We start from the raw sequence: 19,052 nt of genomic DNA, 5'->3' as shown, positions 1-19,052 counted from the left end.
TTCAGGCCGTAACGGGTGCGGCCGCGGGTACGCCGAGCGCGGCAAGCCTTTCGCGCGCCTCGGCCATGATGCTGTCGACAAGCTGCTGGCAGCTCGGCACTTCGCGGATGCGCCCGCCGACGACGCCGGTGGCCATCACGCCGTTCTCGATATCGCCTTCCACCATCGCCTTCTGGATCAGCATGGGCATGGTGGCGGCCATCATCGCCTGCTTCAGCGGCATCGCGCCGTGCGCGGTCATGCCGCGTGCGCTGCCGATGAAATCGCCCCACGACGCGCCGGTCTGGCGCTTCATCGCGCGGCCCGCCTCCAGCGCGCGCAGCCACATGGCCAGCGGGCCGGACTTCTCGATCCGGTCCATCAGCCGCGTGCGCACCATGCGCTGGGGAATGCCGTCCAGCTTGGTCGTGACGACGATGCCGTCGGTGGAGGCCGCGAGGTAGGCGGCCTTGGCGCTGTCCGGCACCGGGCTTTCCTGCGTCAGCAGGAAGCGCGTGCCCATGGCGATGCCCACCGCACCGTAAGCCAGTGCCGCCACCAGTCCGCGCCCGTCGGCAAAACCGCCGCTGGCGATAACCGGCACTTGCACCGCGTCCAGCACTTGCGGCAGCAGTACCGTGGTCGGCACCGATCCGGTGTGGCCGCCGCCCTCGCCGCCCTGCACGTTGACCATGTCCACGCCCAGTTCGACCATCTTCTGCGCATGCTTCAGCGCGCCGACGGTGGGGATGCAAAGGATGCCGGCATCCTTGAACGCGCCGATCATCTTCGCATTCGGACCGCGCCCGAACGAGACGGCGCGCACTTGTTCGCGGTTTTCGAGGATCAGCTCGACGATCTTGTCCGCGCCGGGCTGGAAGCTGTGGAAGTTGACGCCGAAGGGCCGATCCGTACCGCGGCGGACTTCCAGCAGTTTCGCCCGCGCCTCGTCCGGCGTCATCACCGCCGCGCCCAGAAAGCCGAAGGCCCCTGCATTCGAACTGGCGATGACCAGAGAGGGTTCGGCCACCCAGCCCATCGCAGTCTGGATCACCGGCACCTTGCAGCCCAGCCGCTCGACAAGGATGGTGCGGAGAGGGTCGGTCATTTACCCTCTCCCGCTTGTTTTTTATTCGCGGCAGCCATGGCGCGGCCGTCGAGGCCGGCGATGGAATTGCCCTGCACCAGATCGTTCTGGGCATGGGCGAAGTGGTGCATGTGGAACACCGTATCCATCGCCGTGCGCTTGCCGCGCAGTTCCTCGACATGGTTGACGGCCTGCTTGGTCAGCCAGTTGCCAAGCCGCGGCTGTGCGGCCAGTTTCGCGGCCATTGCCGCCGCTTCCTCGCGCAGTTTCTCACGCGCGACGATCTTGTTGACCATGCCGAACTGTTCGGCACGCTGCGCGCTCATCCGCTCGCCCAGCAGCAGGAATTCCTTGGCGACGCGCGGCGGCAGTTCGAAAGCGTGGGCGAAGTATTCGACGCCGGGAATGCCCATGCGGTTGACCGGATCCTGAAAGAACGCGTCTTCCGAAGCGACGATCAGGTCGCAGACCCAGGCCAGCATCAGCCCGCCGGCGATGCAGGCCCCCTGCACCATGGCGACAGTGGGCTTGGGAATGTCGCGCCAGCGGCGGCACATGCCCAGATACTGCTCCTGCTCGCGGGTATAGAGCAGCTCCGCCGCCGGCTTGTTGACGTGGCCCGGCACCATCAGCCGGTTGTCGAACGCCTTGTGGAGATCGCGCCCCGGCGTGCCGATGTCATGCCCGGCGGAGAAGTGCTTGCCATTGCCCGCCAGCACGATGACCTTCACCGCATCGTCCTGCACGGCGCGGTTGAAGGCATCGTCCAGCGCATAAGTCATCTGGCCGTTCTGCGCATTGTTGAAGTCCGGCCGGTTGAGCGTCACCCAGGCGACCGCTCCGTGCACCTCGTAAAGTACGGGGCTGTCGGTCTCGTACGTGATCTCGACCTTTTTCGGTTCGACCAGATCGTCGCTCATGGTGCCTCTCCCGATCCCGCTCAGGCCCTGACGGCCGGCGGGTTGTCCTTGATGACGGTGGCGCGGATGTCGTGCGGATCGAGCGCGGCGATCACTGCCAGCGCCTCTGCACCGGGCAGCGGCGTCACGGTGATTTCCGGCGCCTTTTCAAGCGCGAAGCCGGTCGCTTCCTGCACTTCGTCGAACGTGACGCCGGGGTGCAGGGAGACGACGCGGATCGCGTTGTCCGTGCCTCCGAAGTCCATCACGCAAAGGTTGGTGACGATGCTCTTGAGGTCCACGCCGGAGTAATTGCCGCCCGCCACGCGCTTGGCCGGATTGTAACCGACGCCGGAGATCATATCGACTTCGCCCGGCACGAAGACACGCGGGCCATGCGCGGGGAAGAAGAACGAATTGGCGTGGTAGATCGTGTTGCCCGGAAAGCCGCGCACGCCCAGCATCTGCGTCTTGGGCTGGCGATAGGTGCCGCCCATGTACGAGAGGTTGATCTGGCCGAACCGGTCCAGCTGCGTCGGCGTGACCATCGCGTGGCGGCGGCCGGTCCATACCGCGCTGTCGAAGAAGCGCGAGAACGGCAGGTAGCCCGCCGGCTTGCGATCGTCATAGGCGCGCGGGCCGATCGGCACCGGCTGCTCCACCAGATAGGCCTCGCCATCGGTCATCATCAGTTCGGGGCTGTGCGTCAGCTTGGCGAGCCCGGCGGCAAGGCGCGGCACGGGGCCGACGCCGGTGGCGATCACTTCGCCATTGCCCCGGAAAGCCTCCGAGGCCGCGAAAATGCAGAGTTCTGCCAGTGTGATCGTGCTGATCGTTGTTACCTGGGTCATCAGAATATCGGGAGCGGGAGAGCCGCCACCGCCTCCTTTCCGCCAATGCTGTTGAGATAGTCGGCCTCGTCCGCGCCGACGAAACGGTCTTGCACCGCGCTCCAGTCGCCCGGATCTTTCGCGGCGGCGGCGTAGGCCTTGAACGCCTTCATGTCCCAGCCGTAGTGCGGGGGCATCGAACTGGGATGCGCGCCGCCCGGCATTTCGATCACGCCGCTGACGAAGCAGCGTTCGAACAGGTTGTCCCGCGCCTGCTCAGGGTAATGGTCCTCCATCCGGTCGACCAGTTCCTCGCAGGAAACGAAAGTCTTCGCGGCTGCCTTGGCGAACCACTCGTCATAGTAGGAATCCGGCCCGAAGACCTGCACGTTGCCGCGCCAGTCGCTGCGGTTGACGTGCAGCAGCGCGACATCGAGCTTGAGCGCAGGCATCGCGATCAGCGTCTCGCCATCGTCATAGGGGCTCTGCACCGTCTTCAGCCCGCCCAGCGCGGCCAGATCAGTGCCGAGGCCGACGCGGGTGGGCAGGAACGGCAGCCCGAACGCGGCGGCCTTCAGGCCCCACTGGAACATGCCTTCATCCAGTTCGAGCACTTCGAGCGCGCCGCTTTCGCGGCTCTTGCGGAACCACGGTTCCAGTGGAATCGCGTCGAGCGAGACGAAGGCGAAGACCAGCTTCCGAACCTGCCCCGCCGCGCAGAGCATGCCGACATCGGCGCCGCCATAGGCGACCACGGTGAGGTCCTTCACGTCCGAACGCAGCAGTTCGCGCACCAGCGCCATCGGCTTGCGGCGCGGCCCCCAGCCGCCGATCCCGACGGTCATCCCGTCCTTTATCTGCGCGACGATTTCCGCCGCGCTCATGCGCTTGTCGAGCATCACGCCCCCTTTTCCTGTTCTTTCTGGTCCTGTTCTTCGAGAGCCTTCTGCCAGGCCCAGACATGGCCCCATTCGCTGGGGACGAGATGGGCGGTCGGCTCCCAACTGGCAGGGTCGATCACCAGCGGATCGGCGCCGATCTCGAAATCGAAGCCGCCGGGGCACTGCATGTAGAAGCCGAAGGTCTGATCGTTGACGTGGCGGCCGATCGAGGCGCTTTCGGGCACTTTGGCCAGCCGCATCCGGTCGTGGCACTTGCCCACGTCCGCCTGCGCCTTCATTTCGAGCATGAGGTGGACGCAGCCCGACGGCGGCATCGGCATCTCGCCCAGCGCGACCGAGTGGTGGCGGCCGTTGTCCGCGTGCATGAAGGCAAAGCCCATGCCCGGATCGTCCGCCGCGTCGCTGAAGTGGAAGCGCGGAATGTCGGTGTCGTGGAAACCGATGCTGCGATAGAATTCGTGGCATTCGGTGAAGTTCGGCGCGGCGAAGACCGTGTGGCCCATGCCCATGTCGCCGGTGACGAAACCGCTCACGCCCGCAGGCGAGACGAAAGCCACGTCATCGCGCACATCACCCTGGAAGAACTCCAGCCCGTTGCCGGCCGGATCGCTGGTGCGGAAGAAGGCGGCAACGCCGCGCTCGCGCGCTTCGTCGGCAGTGCCTTCCTCGATCGGACGGCCGGCTGCCGCCACCTTTTCGCGAACTTCGGCCAGTTCCTGCGCATCGCCCACTTCGTAGGCGGCGGCGCGGAAGTGTTCCTTCTCTCCGGTTTCGATGCGAAAGCGGAACGGGCGGTCGTCGATCCGGTACAGTGCAACGCCGTCGCTATTCCCGGCCCGCATCGTTCCCACGATGTCGGCCAGGAAGGCATCCCATTCGGCGGGCTTGGCCGTTTCGATCACTACGTAACCGAGCGCCTTGATACCCATGGCTGTCAGTTTCCTTTCACGAGGTCGAGGAAGTACGGCCGCTCGCCGCCCCCATCGACGTTGATGCGGGCGCCGCTCACCCAGCTCGCCAGATCGGAGCAGAGCCAGAGAACCGCGCCGGCGATATCCTCACCGCGCCCCATCCGGCGCAGCGGCAGCGAATTGCCGACCGCCGCCTGCGCTTCGGCATCGCCGTAAGTCGCGTCGGTTGTTTCGGTCTGCATCAGGCCGACGATCACCGCGTTCACGCGGATGCCGTCCGGGCCCCATTCCTGGGCAAGGCTCTGCGTCAGGTTGAGCAGGCCCGCCTTGGCCGCGCCGTAAGCGGCCGTCTGCGGTGACGGGCGAATGCCCGAAACACTGGCGATATTGACCACGCTGCCGGCGCCCACCGCGCGCATCGGCGCGTGCGCGGCCTGCGCCATGTACATGGCGGCGTGCAGGTTCAGCCGCACGATGGCATCGAAGAAGCGCGGGCTGGCGGTGGCGGCATCGGCCTGCGGCGATCCGCCGGCGTTGTTCACCAGAATATCGAGTCGCCCATGATCGGCGACCACGCCTTCCACCAGTGCGCGCGCCTGATCGGCCTCGCGAATGTCGGCGGCGCGGAACTCCAGCCCGGCAGGCAGCGCGTCGGGCTGGTTGCGACCGCACACCACCACATGCGCGCCGCTGTCCGCCAGCATCCGCGCCATCGCCAGCCCAAGGCCGCGCGTACCGCCAGTGACGATCGCCACGCGCCCGGAAAGATCGATCTCTTGCCTGCCCTTCACGGGGCCTCTCTCCCTTCGTTGTCCGATTGCAAGATTCGTTCCTGCATCAGATTCGAATTTGGCAATATCGAAAGCGGAATGGGTTTTCAATTGACGATTTGCGTATCGAGTGCCATTTCAAATTACGAATGTAGCGCCAAAGGGCGTAAATTGATTCGAATGAAGGGAGAGATCGCAAAGATGGCCAGCGCAGCCTCCGCGCCGTCCGACGCCGCCGTGCCCAGTCCCGAGGATCTGGTTGCCCGTGCACGCGCCATGGTGCCCACGTTAAAGGAACGCGCCCGCCGCTGCGTCGCAGAGCGCGACGTTCCGGCAGAAACGATTGCCGAGCTTCACGAAGCCGGGTTCTTCCGCATCCTGCAGCCGCGCCGCTGGGGCGGCTATGAAATGCATCCCAATGTCTTCTTCGATGTGCAGAAAACTCTGGCCGAGGGCTGCATGTCCACCGGCTGGATGTATGGCGTGGTCGGGTGCCACCCTTACGAGATCGCGCTGTTCCACGAAGAGGCGCAGGTCGAGATCTGGGGGGAGGACACTTCCGCCCTCGCTTCGTCCAGCTATCAGCCGGTGGGCAAAGTCACGCCGGTGGACGGCGGTTTCCGCCTGTCGGGCCGCTGGGGCTTCTCCACCGGATCGGTCCACTGCCAATGGGTGATCCTGGGCGCGCTGGTGCCGCCCAGCGAGCCGGGCGGCGCGCCGGACATGCGCGCGTTCCTGCTGCCGCGCAGCGACTACACTATCGATACCGACGCCTGGCACGTCTTCGGCCTTCAGGGCACCGGCAGCCATGACGTGATCGTCGACGATGTCTTCGTGCCCGAATACCGCACGCACCGCGCGATGGACGGATTCCTTTGCGCCAACCCCGGTCAGGAAACCAATCCGGGGCCGCTCTACACGCTGCCCTGGGCGCAGGTCTTCACCCGTTCGGTCTCCACCGCGGCCTTCGGCGGCGCGCGCGCGGCGATCAATGCGGCGATGGACATCGCGCAGAGCCGCATCTCCACCAACACCGGCAAGGCATCCAAGCACGATCCCTTCCTGCTCGCCGCGATCTCACGCGCGGAAGCGGAAGTGACCGAGATGGAACAGACCCTGCGCCTGACGTTCGAGGACCTGATGGGCCATGCCGAACGCGGCGAGGAGATCCCGATGGAGAAGCGCACCCGCTACGCCTACAACTCCTCCTCGGTCGTGCGGCGCATGGCCGAACTGGTGGACGACATGGTCAAGCTGCTGGGTGGCCGCGCGGTCTATATGTCCAGCGAGATCATCCAGCCCTGGCTCGATCTTCACGCCGGCCGCGCCCACGTCGCCAACGATCCGAACAACCGCACGACCGATTTCGTCGGCGGGATGCTGGGTCAGGCGCCCACTTTCACGTTCCTTTGAGGGGAGGCGACACGATGGCGACGTTAAAAACGGCCCGTCACCGCGTAAGCGGCGGCCACGAAATCCAGATCCAGGAGGCAGGCGAAGGCCCTGCCGTGGTGTTCATCCACGGCAGCGGGCCGGGCGCATCGGGCGGATCCAACTTCCGCGGCAATATCGACGCCTTCGTGGCGGCGGGCTTCCGCGTTATCCTGCCCGACCTGATCGGCTATGGCGCCTCATCCAAGCCGGAGGGGATCGACTACACGCTGCAGCTGTTCACCGACACACTGCATGAGGCGCTGGTGGCGCACGGCATCGAACGCGCGGTGCTGGTGGGCAACTCGCTGGGCGGCGGCATCGCCCTGCAGATGACGCTGGACCATCCTGCCTTCGCCGAGAAGCTGGTGCTGATGGCCCCCGGCTGCGTTGCCGAGCGGGAAGCCTATTTCGTGATGCCCGGCATCGCCAAGATGGTCTCCAACTTCGGCGGGCCGGACTTCAACCTGGACGAGCAACGCCGCCTGATCGGCAACCTGCTCCACGCCGAAGCGCACCACCTCATTACCGAGGAACTGGTGGCCGAACGCTTCGAAGTGGCCCGCACCCAGCCCAAGGACGTGATCGTGCGAATGCGCACGCCCGACCTTAGCCCCCACCTTGCCAGGATTGCGCAGCCGGTCTTCGTGCTCTGGGGGCTGAACGACGAGTTCTGCCCGGAAAGCCACGCCCGCCTCTTCCTGGAACGCTGCCCGAACGTGCGCGCGATCACTTTCGCCCACACCGGCCACTGGGTGCAGGTGGAGCGCGCGGCGGAGTTCAACCGCTATGTCGTGGAGTTCCTGCGATGACGGTCGCGACACGCCACGGGCAGGAACTCTATGAAGCCCTGCGCGAACGCCGCACCCTCTCCCCGCTGATCGCGCGCGATCCGGCGCTGACGGTGGACGATGCCTATGCCATCAGCCTCGATTTCCTGAGGCGGAGGCTGGCCGATGGCGAAAAGGTCGTCGGCAAGAAGATCGGCGTCACCAGCAAGGCGGTGCAGGACATGCTGGGCGTGCACCAGCCGGACTTCGGCTTCCTGACCGACTGGATGCATGTCGAAGGCGATATCGATGTGGACGCCAAGGCGCTGATCGCCCCGCGCGCGGAGGCGGAGATCGCCTTCATCCTGAAGGAAGGGCTCTCCGGCCCCGGCGTCACCGCCGAACAGGTCTTGGCGGCGACCGAGAGCGTGGTGCCCTGCTTCGAGATCGTCGACAGCCGCATTACCGACTGGAAGATCGGCATCGTCGATACCGTGTCCGACAATGCCTCCTGCGGCGTCTACGTGCTGGGCGAAGAGCGGCTCGACCCGCGCGCGTTCGATCTGCCGGGCCTGCACGTGGCCGTCACCAAGAACGGAGAGCCGCTTTCGGAAGGCTATGGCCATGCCGTGCAGGGCGATCCCGCGCAGGCGGTGGCCTGGCTGGCCAATACGCTGGGCGCTTATGGCGTCACGCTGGATGCGGGCGACGTGATCCTGTCCGGATCGCTCGTCCCCCTCGCACCCGCGGTGAAGGGCGACAGCTTCGAAATGATCCTCTCCGACAGGAACCCCGCGGCGGGCGGCCAGGCCATCGGCCGCTGCCAGGCTCGATTTGTTTGAGAATTACCCGCTTTGTAAGGATACCGGAACCATGGCACGCGTGAAGGCCGCCATCATCGGCTCGGGCAATATCGGCACCGACCTGATGATGAAGATGATCAAGTACCCCCAGAACATGGAACTCGCCGCCGTGGTCGGCATCGATGCCGCTTCGGAAGGCCTTGCCATGGCCCGCCAGCACGGCATCGCCACCACGCATGAGGGGATAGAGGGGCTGAAGAAGCTGCCCTGCTATCCCGAAATCGGCATCGCCTTCGACGCCACCAGCGCCTACGCCCACAAAGTGCATGACGAGGCGCTGCGCGCCGACGGCATCCAGGTGGTGGATTTGACCCCCGCCGCCATCGGGCCGTTCATCGTGCCTCCGGTCAACATGCGGGCCAATCTGGACGCGCCCAACGTCAACATGGTGACCTGCGGCGGACAGGCGACGATCCCGATGGTCGCCGCCGTCAGCCGCGTGGGCAAAGTGCACTATGCGGAAATCGTCGCATCGGTCTCCTCCCGCTCCGCCGGGCCGGGCACGCGCGCCAATATCGATGAGTTCACCCGCACCACCTCCCGCGCTATCGAAGCCGTGGGCGGCGCTACCAAGGGCAAGGCGATCATCATCCTGAACCCCGCCGAACCGCCGATGATCATGCGCGACACCGTCTTCACCCTATCCGAAGGCGGGGACGAGGACGCCATCCGCCAGTCGGTGCAGGACATGGTGGCCGAAGTGCAGAAATACGTGCCCGGCTACCGGCTGAAGCAGGAAGTGCAGTTCGAACGCTTCGGCGACAACAACCCGCTGAAAATCCCCGGCATGGGCGTGTTCACCGGGATCAAGACGATGATCCTGCTCGAAGTGGAAGGCGCAGGCGATTACCTGCCCAGCTATTCCGGCAATCTCGACATCATGACCGCCGCCGCCAAGGCCACCGGCGAACTTCTCGCCGAGCGCCGCATGGCCGCCGCGACCCCGGCCTGATCCGCAGGAGTTTACGACAATGGGCAAGTTCAACGTCGATGCGGGCGAAAAGCTCTACATCCAGGACGTGACGCTGCGTGACGGGATGCACGCCATCCGCCACATGTACGGCATCGACCATGTGCGCGCGATCGCCTCTGCGCTAGACAAGGCGGGCGTGGACGCGATCGAAGTGGCGCATGGCGACGGCCTCAGCGGCACCAGCTTCAACTACGGCTTCGGCGCGCATACGGACTGGGAATGGCTGGAAGCCGTTGCCGACGTGCTGGAAAACAGCGTGCTCACCACGCTGATCCTGCCGGGCCTTGGCACCGTGGAGGAACTGCGCCGCGCCTATGACATCGGCGTGCGCTCGGTCCGCGTCGCCACCCACTGCACCGAGGCGGACGTTTCGAAGCAGCACATCGGCATCGCCCGCGATCTGGGCATGGACGTGTCCGGCTTCCTGATGATGAGCCACATGATCGAGCCCGAGGCGCTGGCCGCGCAGGCCCTGCTGATGGAAAGCTACGGCGCGCACTGCGTCTATGTTACCGACAGCGGCGGCGCGCTGGACATGGACGGCGTGGCCGCGCGCCTTGCCGCCTATGACCGGGTGCTGAAGCCGGAAACCCAGCGCGGCATGCACGCGCATCACAACCTCTCGCTGGGCGTCGCCAACTCGATCGTCGCCGCGCAGGAAGGCGCGGTACGCATCGACGCCTCGCTGGCGGGCATGGGCGCGGGCGCGGGCAATGCGCCGCTGGAAGTCTTCGTGGCCGCCGCCGATCGCAAGGGCTGGAACCACGGCTGCGACGTCATGGCGCTGATGGATGCGGCCGAGGACCTCGTGCGGCCGCTGCAGGACCGCCCGGTCCGCGTCGACCGAGAGACGCTCGCGCTCGGCTATGCCGGGGTCTACTCCTCGTTCCTGCGCCATGCGGAGAAGGCGGCGGAGACTTACGGCCTCGATACCCGCACGATCCTGGTCGAACTGGGCCGCCGCAAGATGGTGGGCGGTCAGGAAGACATGATCGTCGATGTCGCGCTGGACATGCTGAAAGCCCAGACGGCCTGAAAGTCCAAGAGGTGCAGCCCCCGCATAAAGACGGGGGCGCACTGCCGAGAGAGGATGCCGGGGGAGAACCATGGCGGAAATATCGTTGCACAAGCCCTTCCCGGCCGCGGACGTGCCGCGTTGGGATCATGAGACGGACGTCGCCGTCGTCGGCTTCGGCGCGGCCGGCGCTTGCGCCGCGATCGAGGCGCGCAGTGCCGGGGCCGAAGTCCTGCTGTTCGAGCGCAATTCGGGCAGCGGCGGCGCTTCGGCGCTGTCCGGCGGGGAAATCTACATCGGCGGCAGCGGCGGCACCGATGCCCAGCGCAGCGCCGGGTTCGAGGACGCGACCGAGGATTTTGCCCGCTATCTGAAGATGGCCGGCGGCCCCTGCGCGGACGAGGCGAAGTGCGACCTCTATGCCCGCGAGTCCCTGGCCCACTACGAATGGCTGAAGGCGCAGGGCGTGCCCTATCGCGGCAACTTCCTGCCCGGAAAGCACATCGAGCCGACGGACGATTCCACCCTGATCTGGTCCGGCAGCGAAGCGGCGGCGCCATTTCGCGATCACGCCAAACCGGCCCCGCGCGGCCATGTGATCCAGCACATGGGCTGGGGCGGCGGACGCCCATTGGTGGACATTCTGGAAGCCCGCGCCCGCGATGCCGGTGTCCACGTGATGACCGACGCCCGCGTCGTGGCGTTGATCGAAGAAGGCGGGCACATCGTCGGCCTGATCGCCCGGATCGACAATGCCAACCGCTTCGTCCGCGCGCGCCAGGGCGTGGTGCTGGCAACCGGCGGCTTTGCGATGAATCCCGACATGCTGCGCCGCTATGCCCCGCTGACCAGCAAGATCCACGATCCCATCGGCGAGAAGGACGACGGCACCGGCATCCTGCTCGGCATGGGGGCGAGTGGGGATGCGATCCACATGGACCAGTTCTTCACCACCTGCCCCTGGACGATGCCGGAGAGCCACGCCTACGGCGTCTTCGTCAACGAGCAGGGCCAGCGCTTCATCAACGAGGATTGCTACCACGGCCGGGTCAGCCGCACGATGCTGGACCAGCCGGGCAGCAAGGTGTTCCTGCTGCTGGACATGGCGCATTTCGTGCAGCCGCTGGAAATCGCGCGCATTGCCATCGCCGCGACGGGCGAGACGTGGGAAGAGGTCGAAGCCGAACTGGAGATGCCAGCAGGCACGCTGGCAGCCACGATGGCCTTCTACAACCGCCATGCCCACGAAGGCCGCGATCCGCTGTTCGACAAGCAGGCGCCGATCCTGACGCCGCTCGATCAAGGTCCATTCGTGGCGCTCGAACTGAATTTCGACAGTTCGTATTTCTCGTTCTTCACGCTCGGCGGGCTGCACACCGATCTGGACGGACGCGTGCTGGGCCGGGACGAGCGGCCGGTTCCGGGGCTCTACGCGGCCGGGCGCTGCACGTCGGGCCTGCCGGCATGGGGGCATGGCTATAGCTCGGGCCTCAGCCTGGCCGACTGCACCTTCTTCGGACGGCAGGCGGGCAGCGCAGTGGCCGGTGAAACAGTCGCACTGAAAGCTGTAACGGGGGGAGAACTGGCATGATCCTCAAGGACAAAGTCGTCATCGTCACCGGCGCAGGCCCCGGCATGGGGCAAGCGCTCTGCCGCGCCGCCGCGCGCGACGGTGCGCGCGTGGTCGTCTCGGCCCGCTCTCGCGATGCCATCGAGGCGCTGGCCGCCGACATCCGCGCAGACGGCGGAGAAGCCATCGCCGTGCCTTGCGACGTCGCCGACATGGCGCAGTGCCGCGCACTGGCAGAGGCGGCATTGGCGAAGTGGGGCCGCATCGATGGGCTGGCCAACTCGGCCTACTATCACCCGGACTGGCAGCCGCTGGAAAGCCATGACCTGGACCAGTTGCGCACCGCGCTGGACGTGATCGCGATCGGCGGCCTGCGCATGGCGCAGGCGGTGATCCCGACGATGAAGGCGCAAGGGGCGGGCGCGATCGTCAACGTCTCCACCCTTGCCACGCGCAAGCCCATGCCCGGTGAAGGCGGCTATGCCATGGGCAAGGCGGCGCTGAACCAGATGACGCGCCAGTTGGCTGTCGAACTTTCGGGAACGGGCATCCGCGTCAATACCGCGCTGATGGGCTGGATGATGGGCGCGCCGCTGGAGACCTGGCTGGAAACGCTGGGCGACGGCGCCGAAGCCTTCCGCAAGGAACGCATCGCGCAGATCCCGGTGGGCCGCATCCCGCCCGACGCCGATTGCGCCAAGGCCGTGCTGTTCCTGCTGTCCGACTATGCCAGCGAGATCACCGGCGCCGCGCTGGACGTCAACGGCGGCGACTGGGTCGCACCCTGAGGTAATGGACGCGGAGATGCCTATGTTGCCCGAATGGATCGCCCTCGACTGGATGAAGACCGCGCGCTCGCTGGCCGAAGACCCGCTGGAGGGGCTGGACCCCGATGCGGTGACCGTCAGCGAAACCGTGGAGATCGCCGCGCCTGCCCGCGTGGTCTGGCAGGTACTGACCGATCTGGACGCCTATGCCGACTGGAACCCCTTCTGCGTGCGCGCCCGTTCCACATTGGAAATGGGCGCGCCGGTCGAGATGGCGCTGGTGAACTATGCGGTGCCCGGCACTTTGGTGCCCAACTGCGAATTCGTCTGCGGTTTCGAGCCGGAGCGGCTGCTCTCATGGTCGCTGCCGTGGTCGCGCGAATGGCCTTACCCGGCGCGGCGCGATCAGGTGATCGCGGCGAGTGGGCCTGAATCCTGCCGCTACGCCTCTACCGACGCCTTTCTCGGCATGAACGGCATTCACGTCCACCGCTTTGCCGGCCCCTGGGTCAAGCGCGCCTTCGATGACAGCGCCCGCGCCCTGAAGGCCCGCGCCGAAGCGCTCTGGGCCAACGAAACTCAAGGAAACTGACACCATGGCCATGACGCTTCAGCAACTGACCGATCTCGAAGAGATTCGCATGCTCAAATACCGCTATTTCCGCGGCATCGACACGGCCGACATGGCGCTGCTGGAAGGGCTGTTCACCGACGATATCGCCGTGGACTATCGCGGCGGCACTTACCGCGTGGCCTTTGCCGGCAAGGCAGAGATGATGACGTTCCTGGCCAACTCGTTCCATTCGGGCGCGCTGGCCATGCACCATGGGCACAGCCCGGAAATCACCCTGACCGGCGACAATTCGGCCGAAGGCGTGTGGTATCTGGAAGACGTGTTCATCGATATCGAGCGCGGCGATCACACTTTCGGCACCGCCATCTATCGCGACCGCTATCGCCGCGAAGGCGGCCAGTGGAAGGTCGCCAGCACCGAATACGACCGGGTGATCGAAGTGGTGCAGCCGATCGCGGCCGGGATGCAATTCACGGCGCACCGGCTGGCGAAGACCGGGTTGAAACCCGCCGATCGCACCGACATCGCGCACCTCATCCAGTGGGACACGGTCGCCTGACCGACAGGGGAGACTTCCTATGCTTTCACGCGTGACTCTGGGCGGCACCGATCTTTCGGTCAGCCCGCTGTGCTATGGCACCAACATGCTGGGCTGGATGATCGATCAGGATCATTCGAACGCGATTCTGGACAGGTTCGCGGCGCTTGGCGGCAACTTCATCGACACCGCCCGGTCCTATGGCGACTGGATGCCGGACGCGCCCGCCGGCGCCAGCGAACGTGCGCTGGGGGCATGGCTGAAGACGCGCAACCGGGCCGATTTCGTGATCGCCACCAAGGGCGGCTTCTTCGACTTGCGCAAGGGCGACTATCGCAACCGCTGCACGCCCGAGGATGTGGCGCAGGATCTTGCGCAAAGCCTCGATCACCTCGACGTGGACATGGTCGATCTCTATTTCCTGCACATGGATAACGAGGATGCACCGGTTGAGGTCATCGTCGATGCGCTGATCGGCCATCAGGAAGCGGGGCGCATCCGCCATTTCGCCGCTTCCAACTGGTCGGCGGAGCGGATCAGGGCGGCCAATACTTACGCCGCCTCCATCGGCAAGCCCGGCTTCGTCGCTTCCGAAACCTTTTGGGGACTGGCGGTGCCCGATGTCGCCGCCGCCGCGCAGCAGGGCTACGTCCATTATTACGAGGGCGAATACGAAGGCGTTCACGCCGCCGGGCTGCCGATCCTGGCCTATGGCGCGCAGAGCGGTGGCTATTTCACCAAGCGGGCCAAGGGCGCCGACCTCGGCGAGCAACTGACCGCGCGCTATGCCAATCCTGCGAACGACGCCCGCCTTGCCGCTGCAGAGGCGCTGGCGGAACGGCACGGCGTTTCGATCAACGAAGTCGTGCTCGCCTATCTCACCAACCAACCCGACCAGACGGTACCGATCTTCGGCGGCTCCAGCCCGGAGCAAGTGACCGAAAGCGTCAAGGCGGCGGCGCTTACCCTTTCCGCAGCGGAGCTGGCCCAGCTCCACGCGGCCTGACCCACCTAGACCGCGGGTTAGGTAACGGCGGGGAGCGGGGAGGCTCCCCGCCGTTTTTATTGTTCGGGAAGGGCCCTGCGCACGCTTTCGACCGCGCGCCTCGCCCGTGCTTCGCGCGGTTCGGCGATGGCGTGATTGCGCGGAATTTCCACGCTGAGGGGCGTGCCTATGGGCAAAGCGCGTACGAAGCCGGGAAGGTCGAAATCTCCCTCACCCGCCAAATGCCGCGCAGATGAGGCTTCCGCATCGAGGTCGTCCGGCGCCATCATGGGGCCGTCGCAAAGCTGGCCATAGAGGATGTATTCGGCCGGCGCCGCCGCCAGCTCCGCCAGCGTTCCGCCGGAGCGCATGAGGTGCAGCAGATCGACATTGACGCCCACCTGCCCCGGCCGCCCGACCGCGCGCACGAGGTCCAGCGCCGCCGCCAGCGAGCGCACTTGCGACGGCGGATAGAATTCGACCGCAACACGCAGCCCGTGCACCGACGCCCGTTCGCAGAAGCGGCCCAACACATCGATCCGCCTTGCCGGGTCACGGTCGTAGGCCAGCACATTGATGAGGCCCGCCTCAAGCTCCGCCGCACATTCCAGCGCCTGTTCGAAGCCGTCAGGGTCGGTTCGGCCGGCCAAGGTGAAGGGATAAGCAAGGTCCAGCGAGACGCCGCAATCCTGCAGGACACGCTTGAAGTCGGCACGTGCGCGGGCGTCGCCCATGATGTCGAATTTCGGCATCAGCGGCAGAACCGCCATGGGTTCCATGAACAGGCATATCCCGTCGCACCCGGCCGCCTGCGCCGTCTGCGCGAGTTGGACCGGAGTGGCATCCACCGCCGTAATGTGATCGAGGGCGAGTCGCGTGGTCATGCCCTAGCGATAGCGCGGACGGCTTTCGCATAATACGCAAAGATCGATAATTTTCTTCATTTGGTTGTGATGGAGATTTTTTAGAGCACCCACGATACGCAAACATTGCATTTCCGCGCATCCTGGCTCATTGTCCGTCGAGCGAGAAAATAAGCACGTTTTTGATTGTAAGTGCTCACTTATAATATTGCCTGCATCCTCCAGACGCGATAAGCAGACACCCAAGCGCGGAGCGAATGGCAGGACGACAAGCCGAGAGGACGCTGCCATGGCCTTGGTGCCCGCGAACGATACGACGAATGCCCTGCCCAGCCCCGAGGGTCGCACCATGGGTCATCTGGCGCTGCATTATGGACCGGCTGGGGATGGCCCGGCGGCCGCGCGGCTGCTGTCGCTGTTGGGGCTGGTCGAAACCCAGATGTTGCCCCTGCCCCACGGAAACTTCTACCGCTTCGTGGTCAATTCCGGCCATTTCGCGCGGGGGGACGGGATCGTCTACCTCTCCGCCCTGCCCGAACCGCAAGTGCGGCTGATCGCGGCCATGCACGCGGCGCTGGGGATCGGTACCCCGCAGGAGAACCCGTCAGTGGGCGCCTACCGCGCGATGCTGGCGTCCGATCCGGAGGCCAGCTTCCACTTTGGCTTCCTGGTCCCCTCACTGGAGGATCTGGAGGATATGGTGCTGACCTTGCGCGATCTGGCCGAAAACGATCCCGAATTTCGCGGCCGCATCACGATCACCGCCAACCGCGCACGGCGCGGCGATGCCGCCGTCGACGCGCGGCTCGATGCATCCCCGGTGTTCGGCGATTGCACCCGCTTCGCCTATGGTCGCAATGGCGTGCAGGTCTTCATCGAGACCGACCTGATCAAGGCCGGGCAGCTTGGCGAGTGCATGCATTTCGAACTGGACTATGTGTTTCCCGGCGCCGGCGACCACATTCTGTCCGTGGTCGAATTGTGACGCCGGACAATCACACTTCCGCCAGCTTGACGACGCGGCAGCGCGGCACCGGATAGTCCTTCGCGCCGATCCAGCGCCACAGCCCCGTCCCCGAACGATGCCCGGCCAGATCGATCCAGTTGCCGAAGCCGGGATCGGCATCGGCGCAGACCACCACCACGCTGCCGTCCGCCTCGTACCGCGCCTGAGAGCCATTGACCCAGACTTTCTGATGCACGTGATCCAGCGATTCCATCCACCAGTTGTCGATCTGGAAGTTCCACATGCGGCATTCGGGCATTTGCGCCTCGATCACAAGCGCCTCCCCCGGCGCAAGGTCGAAATGGAGGTGGCCGTACCAGATGTTCGGATCGCCGCCGGCCTTCCAGAACACCTGCTGATCGCCGTCATAGACCGCGTTGGACTGGCTCTTGAACCATTCGGACCAGTCCGCAAACGTATTGGCGGTGCCGCGGACCCATTGCGCCGCGCCCATCAGCTGCCCCTCGATCGCGGCGGGCGTCAGAATGGCAGGCGTCGCAGGACCGGCGCCGATCCGCTCCACATGAACGTCCGCCGCCACTTGCGTGCGCTTGTCATCGAACGTCTGGCGCACGATCAGCAGCGAGGTGTCCTGCGCCATCGGCAACCAGTTGCCCGGATGCGGCGCGGCGCTGACGATCACTTCGAAGCTGCCGTCCGGGCCGAATTCCATGTCCGCGAACTCAAGCTCTCCGGTGGAGACCATCGTGCCGTCGGTGGCGTAGCGGTTCGCCTTGCTGCCGATGGAAAAGTAGGGAACCGTGTTGCGCTTGCCGGTGATGCGATAAGTCCGGTCCGGGCTGACGACGCATTGCTGGTAGATATTGTCCGGGTTGTCCGCCCCGATCTTGATCCTGTCGTCACAGAGCATGAACAGGCGCGGGAAATCGGGATCGGCGGAGTCCACCAACATGTTCAGCGCCGTACGCGTCAGGCGGCTGAGATAGCGCAGCCCTTCCGCCTGATCGATCGGCGTGATGGGCGTGGCCGGCCGCGCCAGCACTTCGCCCGCCTCCGCCAGCGCGGCGCAGAACTGGCGCCAGACACTATCGAGATGACCTTGTTCCGCCATGGCTGCAAACCCCTTTCCGATGGGAGAAACGATGTCCGAATTGCTTGAAACGCTGGCCGCGCGGCTGCGTGTGCTGGAAGACCGCGAAGCGATCCGCGATCTGATCGCCAGCTATGGTCCGCTGGCCGATGCCGGAGAGGCACAGGCGCTGGCCGCGCTCTGGGCCGAGGATGGCATCTACGAAGTGGTCGGCTTCGCGCAGGCGCAAGGCCATGCCGCGATCGCCGCGCTGATAGAGGGGGATACGCACCGCGCGCTGATGGCCGATGGCTGCGCGCATCTGCTGGGCCCGGTGGCCGTGGTGATCGATGGCGATAGAGCCACCGCACGGGGCCACAGCGTCGTATTCCGCCATGGCCCCGAAGGGTTCGCGCCCTATCGCGTGGCCGCCAACCGCTGGACGCTGCGGCGCAGCGCCGATGGCTGGCGGGTGGTTCACCGCCGCAATGCCCTGCTGGATGGGAGCGAGGCAGCGCGCATCCTGCTGGTTCCCGATCAGCCCGCGAGCTGACCGCCGTCCACTGTAAACAGCGCGCCGGTGACCTTGCTGGCCTGATCGCTGGCGAGGAAGGCGAACATGTTCGCCACGTCATTCGGCGAGCATGACCCGTCGCGCAGCTTGGGCGCATTGCGCATCACCAGCGACCAGTCGATATCGCCTTCGGGCGGCGGCGTGTCGCGCGTCATCGGGGTTTCGACATGGCCGGGGCAGATCGCGTTCACGCGCACGCCCTTGGCCCCATATTCGATGGCCAGCCCCTTGGTGATCGCCGCCACGCCGTGCTTCGATGCCGAATAGGCGATCGTATAGGCAATGCCCTGAAGCGCGGCGGTGCTGGCGGTGTTGACGATGTTGCCGCCGCTTTTCACCAGATGCGGCAGCGCCGCCTGGCAAAGCGCGAAAACGCTGGTGGTGTTGATCTTCAGCAGCAGTTCGAAATCCTCGAGCGAGAACGTCTCCGACGATCCCCACTTCAGCATTCCGGCGATGTTGCACAGCACGTCCAGCCCATCGCGGGCTGCCACCTCCACCAGCGTGCGGCACGATGCCAGATCGGTGGCATCGTAGGTCTGGATCACCGGCGCGATCGCCATCAGCGCGGCGGTCTCTTCCAGACCCGCCGCGTTGCGATCGCCGATGGTGACCGCCGCGCCTTCCGCCGCGAAGCGGATGGCGGTGGCGCGGCCGATGCCCGATGCCGCGCCGGTAATCAGTACCTTCTTGCCTGCAAAGAGCATGGCCGTCT

The 19,052-nt window shown here is 65.8% G+C and carries 21 protein-coding genes; 12 read left to right on the top strand and 9 right to left on the bottom strand.

The annotated features are described in order from the left end of the window. Position 1: 1 nt before the first annotated feature. From ACZ1JC_RS07845 to ACZ1JC_RS07820, 6 genes are read right to left on the bottom strand one after another with little or no spacing between them, the layout of a single operon-like run. A complete protein-coding gene (locus tag ACZ1JC_RS07845; RefSeq protein ID WP_465140104.1) occupies positions 2–1,087 on the bottom strand; it encodes an NAD(P)H-dependent flavin oxidoreductase in 1,086 nt (361 codons plus the stop codon). Continuing rightward, positions 1,084–1,986: an enoyl-CoA hydratase gene (locus ACZ1JC_RS07840; RefSeq protein WP_465140105.1), complete on the bottom strand. Its 903-nt coding sequence runs from the start codon at positions 1,984–1,986 to the stop codon at positions 1,084–1,086. The genes ACZ1JC_RS07845 and ACZ1JC_RS07840 overlap by 4 nt, the downstream gene beginning before the upstream one ends. Before the next feature lie 20 nt (positions 1,987–2,006). Continuing rightward, the gene (locus ACZ1JC_RS07835) at positions 2,007–2,816 is read right to left on the bottom strand and encodes a CoA-transferase subunit beta (RefSeq protein WP_465140106.1); all 810 of its coding nucleotides are present in this window, start codon (positions 2,814–2,816) and stop codon (positions 2,007–2,009) included. Then, on the bottom strand, positions 2,816–3,694 hold the full coding sequence (locus ACZ1JC_RS07830) for a CoA transferase subunit A (RefSeq protein WP_465140269.1): 879 nt from the start codon (positions 3,692–3,694) through the stop codon (positions 2,816–2,818). Before ACZ1JC_RS07830 ends, ACZ1JC_RS07835 begins: the two co-directional genes overlap by 1 nt. Next, positions 3,694–4,626 carry a VOC family protein gene (locus tag ACZ1JC_RS07825; RefSeq protein ID WP_465140107.1) on the bottom strand — a complete coding sequence of 311 codons (933 nt, stop codon included), beginning with the start codon at positions 4,624–4,626 and terminating at the stop codon, positions 3,694–3,696. The genes ACZ1JC_RS07830 and ACZ1JC_RS07825 overlap by 1 nt, the downstream gene beginning before the upstream one ends. A gap of 5 nt (positions 4,627–4,631) precedes the next feature. Next, a complete protein-coding gene (locus tag ACZ1JC_RS07820; RefSeq protein ID WP_465140108.1) occupies positions 4,632–5,399 on the bottom strand; it encodes an SDR family oxidoreductase in 768 nt (255 codons plus the stop codon). A 180-nt stretch (positions 5,400–5,579) separates the two neighbouring features. Here ACZ1JC_RS07820 and ACZ1JC_RS07815 point away from each other — a divergent pair, with 180 nt between their 5' ends. The 10 genes from ACZ1JC_RS07815 to ACZ1JC_RS07770 all read left to right on the top strand — a co-directional run bounded on the left by ACZ1JC_RS07815 (position 5,580) and on the right by ACZ1JC_RS07770 (position 14,885). After that, positions 5,580–6,791, top strand: coding sequence for an acyl-CoA dehydrogenase family protein (locus ACZ1JC_RS07815; protein ID WP_465140109.1), 1,212 nt, complete (start codon positions 5,580–5,582; stop codon positions 6,789–6,791). A 14-nt stretch (positions 6,792–6,805) separates the two neighbouring features. Beyond that, a complete protein-coding gene (locus tag ACZ1JC_RS07810; protein WP_465140110.1) occupies positions 6,806–7,621 on the top strand; it encodes an alpha/beta fold hydrolase in 816 nt (271 codons plus the stop codon). Continuing rightward, positions 7,618–8,421: a fumarylacetoacetate hydrolase family protein gene (locus tag ACZ1JC_RS07805; RefSeq protein WP_465140111.1), complete on the top strand. Its 804-nt coding sequence runs from the start codon at positions 7,618–7,620 to the stop codon at positions 8,419–8,421. The genes ACZ1JC_RS07810 and ACZ1JC_RS07805 overlap by 4 nt, the downstream gene beginning before the upstream one ends. 31 nt (positions 8,422–8,452) lie before the next feature. Continuing rightward, the gene (locus ACZ1JC_RS07800; protein WP_465140112.1) at positions 8,453–9,394 is read left to right on the top strand and encodes an acetaldehyde dehydrogenase (acetylating); all 942 of its coding nucleotides are present in this window, start codon (positions 8,453–8,455) and stop codon (positions 9,392–9,394) included. A gap of 19 nt (positions 9,395–9,413) precedes the next feature. Then, the gene (gene dmpG / locus ACZ1JC_RS07795; protein WP_021234620.1) at positions 9,414–10,451 is read left to right on the top strand and encodes a 4-hydroxy-2-oxovalerate aldolase; all 1,038 of its coding nucleotides are present in this window, start codon (positions 9,414–9,416) and stop codon (positions 10,449–10,451) included. 70 nt (positions 10,452–10,521) lie between these two features. Continuing rightward, positions 10,522–12,021: an FAD-dependent oxidoreductase gene (locus tag ACZ1JC_RS07790; protein WP_465140113.1), complete on the top strand. Its 1,500-nt coding sequence runs from the start codon at positions 10,522–10,524 to the stop codon at positions 12,019–12,021. Then, positions 12,018–12,788, top strand: coding sequence for an SDR family oxidoreductase (locus tag ACZ1JC_RS07785; protein ID WP_465140114.1), 771 nt, complete (start codon positions 12,018–12,020; stop codon positions 12,786–12,788). Before ACZ1JC_RS07790 ends, ACZ1JC_RS07785 begins: the two co-directional genes overlap by 4 nt. Before the next feature lie 22 nt (positions 12,789–12,810). Then, positions 12,811–13,359, top strand: coding sequence for an SRPBCC domain-containing protein (locus ACZ1JC_RS07780; protein ID WP_465140115.1), 549 nt, complete (start codon positions 12,811–12,813; stop codon positions 13,357–13,359). A gap of 4 nt (positions 13,360–13,363) precedes the next feature. Then, positions 13,364–13,900, top strand: coding sequence for a nuclear transport factor 2 family protein (locus ACZ1JC_RS07775; protein ID WP_465140116.1), 537 nt, complete (start codon positions 13,364–13,366; stop codon positions 13,898–13,900). A 19-nt stretch (positions 13,901–13,919) separates the two neighbouring features. Next, the gene (locus ACZ1JC_RS07770; RefSeq protein ID WP_465140117.1) at positions 13,920–14,885 is read left to right on the top strand and encodes an aldo/keto reductase; all 966 of its coding nucleotides are present in this window, start codon (positions 13,920–13,922) and stop codon (positions 14,883–14,885) included. Between the two features lie 56 nt (positions 14,886–14,941). On the opposite strand, the gene ACZ1JC_RS07765 is transcribed toward ACZ1JC_RS07770, so the two are convergent. Further along, positions 14,942–15,748 carry a sugar phosphate isomerase/epimerase family protein gene (locus tag ACZ1JC_RS07765; RefSeq protein ID WP_465140118.1) on the bottom strand — a complete coding sequence of 269 codons (807 nt, stop codon included), beginning with the start codon at positions 15,746–15,748 and terminating at the stop codon, positions 14,942–14,944. 268 nt (positions 15,749–16,016) lie between these two features. On the opposite strand from ACZ1JC_RS07765, the gene ACZ1JC_RS07760 reads away from it, so the two are divergent. Continuing rightward, a complete protein-coding gene (locus ACZ1JC_RS07760) occupies positions 16,017–16,712 on the top strand; it encodes a hypothetical protein (protein WP_465140119.1) in 696 nt (231 codons plus the stop codon). A gap of 10 nt (positions 16,713–16,722) precedes the next feature. Here ACZ1JC_RS07760 and ACZ1JC_RS07755 read toward each other — a convergent pair whose 3' ends face one another. Beyond that, the gene (locus tag ACZ1JC_RS07755; RefSeq protein ID WP_465140120.1) at positions 16,723–17,805 is read right to left on the bottom strand and encodes a DUF1214 domain-containing protein; all 1,083 of its coding nucleotides are present in this window, start codon (positions 17,803–17,805) and stop codon (positions 16,723–16,725) included. A gap of 31 nt (positions 17,806–17,836) precedes the next feature. Here ACZ1JC_RS07755 and ACZ1JC_RS07750 point away from each other — a divergent pair, with 31 nt between their 5' ends. Next, on the top strand, positions 17,837–18,316 hold the full coding sequence (locus ACZ1JC_RS07750) for a nuclear transport factor 2 family protein (RefSeq protein ID WP_465140121.1): 480 nt from the start codon (positions 17,837–17,839) through the stop codon (positions 18,314–18,316). Here the strand turns inward: ACZ1JC_RS07750 and ACZ1JC_RS07745 are convergent. Continuing rightward, positions 18,301–19,044, bottom strand: coding sequence for an SDR family NAD(P)-dependent oxidoreductase (locus ACZ1JC_RS07745; RefSeq protein ID WP_465140122.1), 744 nt, complete (start codon positions 19,042–19,044; stop codon positions 18,301–18,303). The two genes, ACZ1JC_RS07750 and ACZ1JC_RS07745, sit on opposite strands and share 16 nt — an antisense overlap. Between the last annotated feature and the right edge of the window lie 8 nt (positions 19,045–19,052).

The sequence above is a fragment of the Sphingomonas sp. BL-S-28 genome (genome assembly GCF_055521515.1).
Note: the sequence above shows the minus strand (reverse complement) of the source record. Positions and strands in the feature narration are given on the sequence as shown.

Coding starts and splice junctions, on each gene's coding strand:
- ACZ1JC_RS07845 (WP_465140104.1), bottom strand. CDS start 1,087: ATGACCGACCCTCTCCGCACCATCCTTGTCGAGCGGCTGGGCTGCAAG.
- ACZ1JC_RS07840 (WP_465140105.1), bottom strand. CDS start 1,986: ATGAGCGACGATCTGGTCGAACCGAAAAAGGTCGAGATCACGTACGAG.
- ACZ1JC_RS07835 (WP_465140106.1), bottom strand. CDS start 2,816: ATGACCCAGGTAACAACGATCAGCACGATCACACTGGCAGAACTCTGC.
- ACZ1JC_RS07830 (WP_465140269.1), bottom strand. CDS start 3,694: ATGCTCGACAAGCGCATGAGCGCGGCGGAAATCGTCGCGCAGATAAAG.
- ACZ1JC_RS07825 (WP_465140107.1), bottom strand. CDS start 4,626: ATGGGTATCAAGGCGCTCGGTTACGTAGTGATCGAAACGGCCAAGCCC.
- ACZ1JC_RS07815 (WP_465140109.1), top strand. CDS start 5,580: ATGGCCAGCGCAGCCTCCGCGCCGTCCGACGCCGCCGTGCCCAGTCCC.
- ACZ1JC_RS07810 (WP_465140110.1), top strand. CDS start 6,806: ATGGCGACGTTAAAAACGGCCCGTCACCGCGTAAGCGGCGGCCACGAA.
- ACZ1JC_RS07805 (WP_465140111.1), top strand. CDS start 7,618: ATGACGGTCGCGACACGCCACGGGCAGGAACTCTATGAAGCCCTGCGC.
- ACZ1JC_RS07800 (WP_465140112.1), top strand. CDS start 8,453: ATGGCACGCGTGAAGGCCGCCATCATCGGCTCGGGCAATATCGGCACC.
- dmpG (WP_021234620.1), top strand. CDS start 9,414: ATGGGCAAGTTCAACGTCGATGCGGGCGAAAAGCTCTACATCCAGGAC.
- ACZ1JC_RS07790 (WP_465140113.1), top strand. CDS start 10,522: ATGGCGGAAATATCGTTGCACAAGCCCTTCCCGGCCGCGGACGTGCCG.
- ACZ1JC_RS07785 (WP_465140114.1), top strand. CDS start 12,018: ATGATCCTCAAGGACAAAGTCGTCATCGTCACCGGCGCAGGCCCCGGC.
- ACZ1JC_RS07780 (WP_465140115.1), top strand. CDS start 12,811: ATGTTGCCCGAATGGATCGCCCTCGACTGGATGAAGACCGCGCGCTCG.
- ACZ1JC_RS07775 (WP_465140116.1), top strand. CDS start 13,364: ATGGCCATGACGCTTCAGCAACTGACCGATCTCGAAGAGATTCGCATG.
- ACZ1JC_RS07770 (WP_465140117.1), top strand. CDS start 13,920: ATGCTTTCACGCGTGACTCTGGGCGGCACCGATCTTTCGGTCAGCCCG.
- ACZ1JC_RS07765 (WP_465140118.1), bottom strand. CDS start 15,748: ATGACCACGCGACTCGCCCTCGATCACATTACGGCGGTGGATGCCACT.
- ACZ1JC_RS07760 (WP_465140119.1), top strand. CDS start 16,017: ATGGCCTTGGTGCCCGCGAACGATACGACGAATGCCCTGCCCAGCCCC.
- ACZ1JC_RS07755 (WP_465140120.1), bottom strand. CDS start 17,805: ATGGCGGAACAAGGTCATCTCGATAGTGTCTGGCGCCAGTTCTGCGCC.
- ACZ1JC_RS07750 (WP_465140121.1), top strand. CDS start 17,837: ATGTCCGAATTGCTTGAAACGCTGGCCGCGCGGCTGCGTGTGCTGGAA.
- ACZ1JC_RS07745 (WP_465140122.1), bottom strand. CDS start 19,044: ATGCTCTTTGCAGGCAAGAAGGTACTGATTACCGGCGCGGCATCGGGC.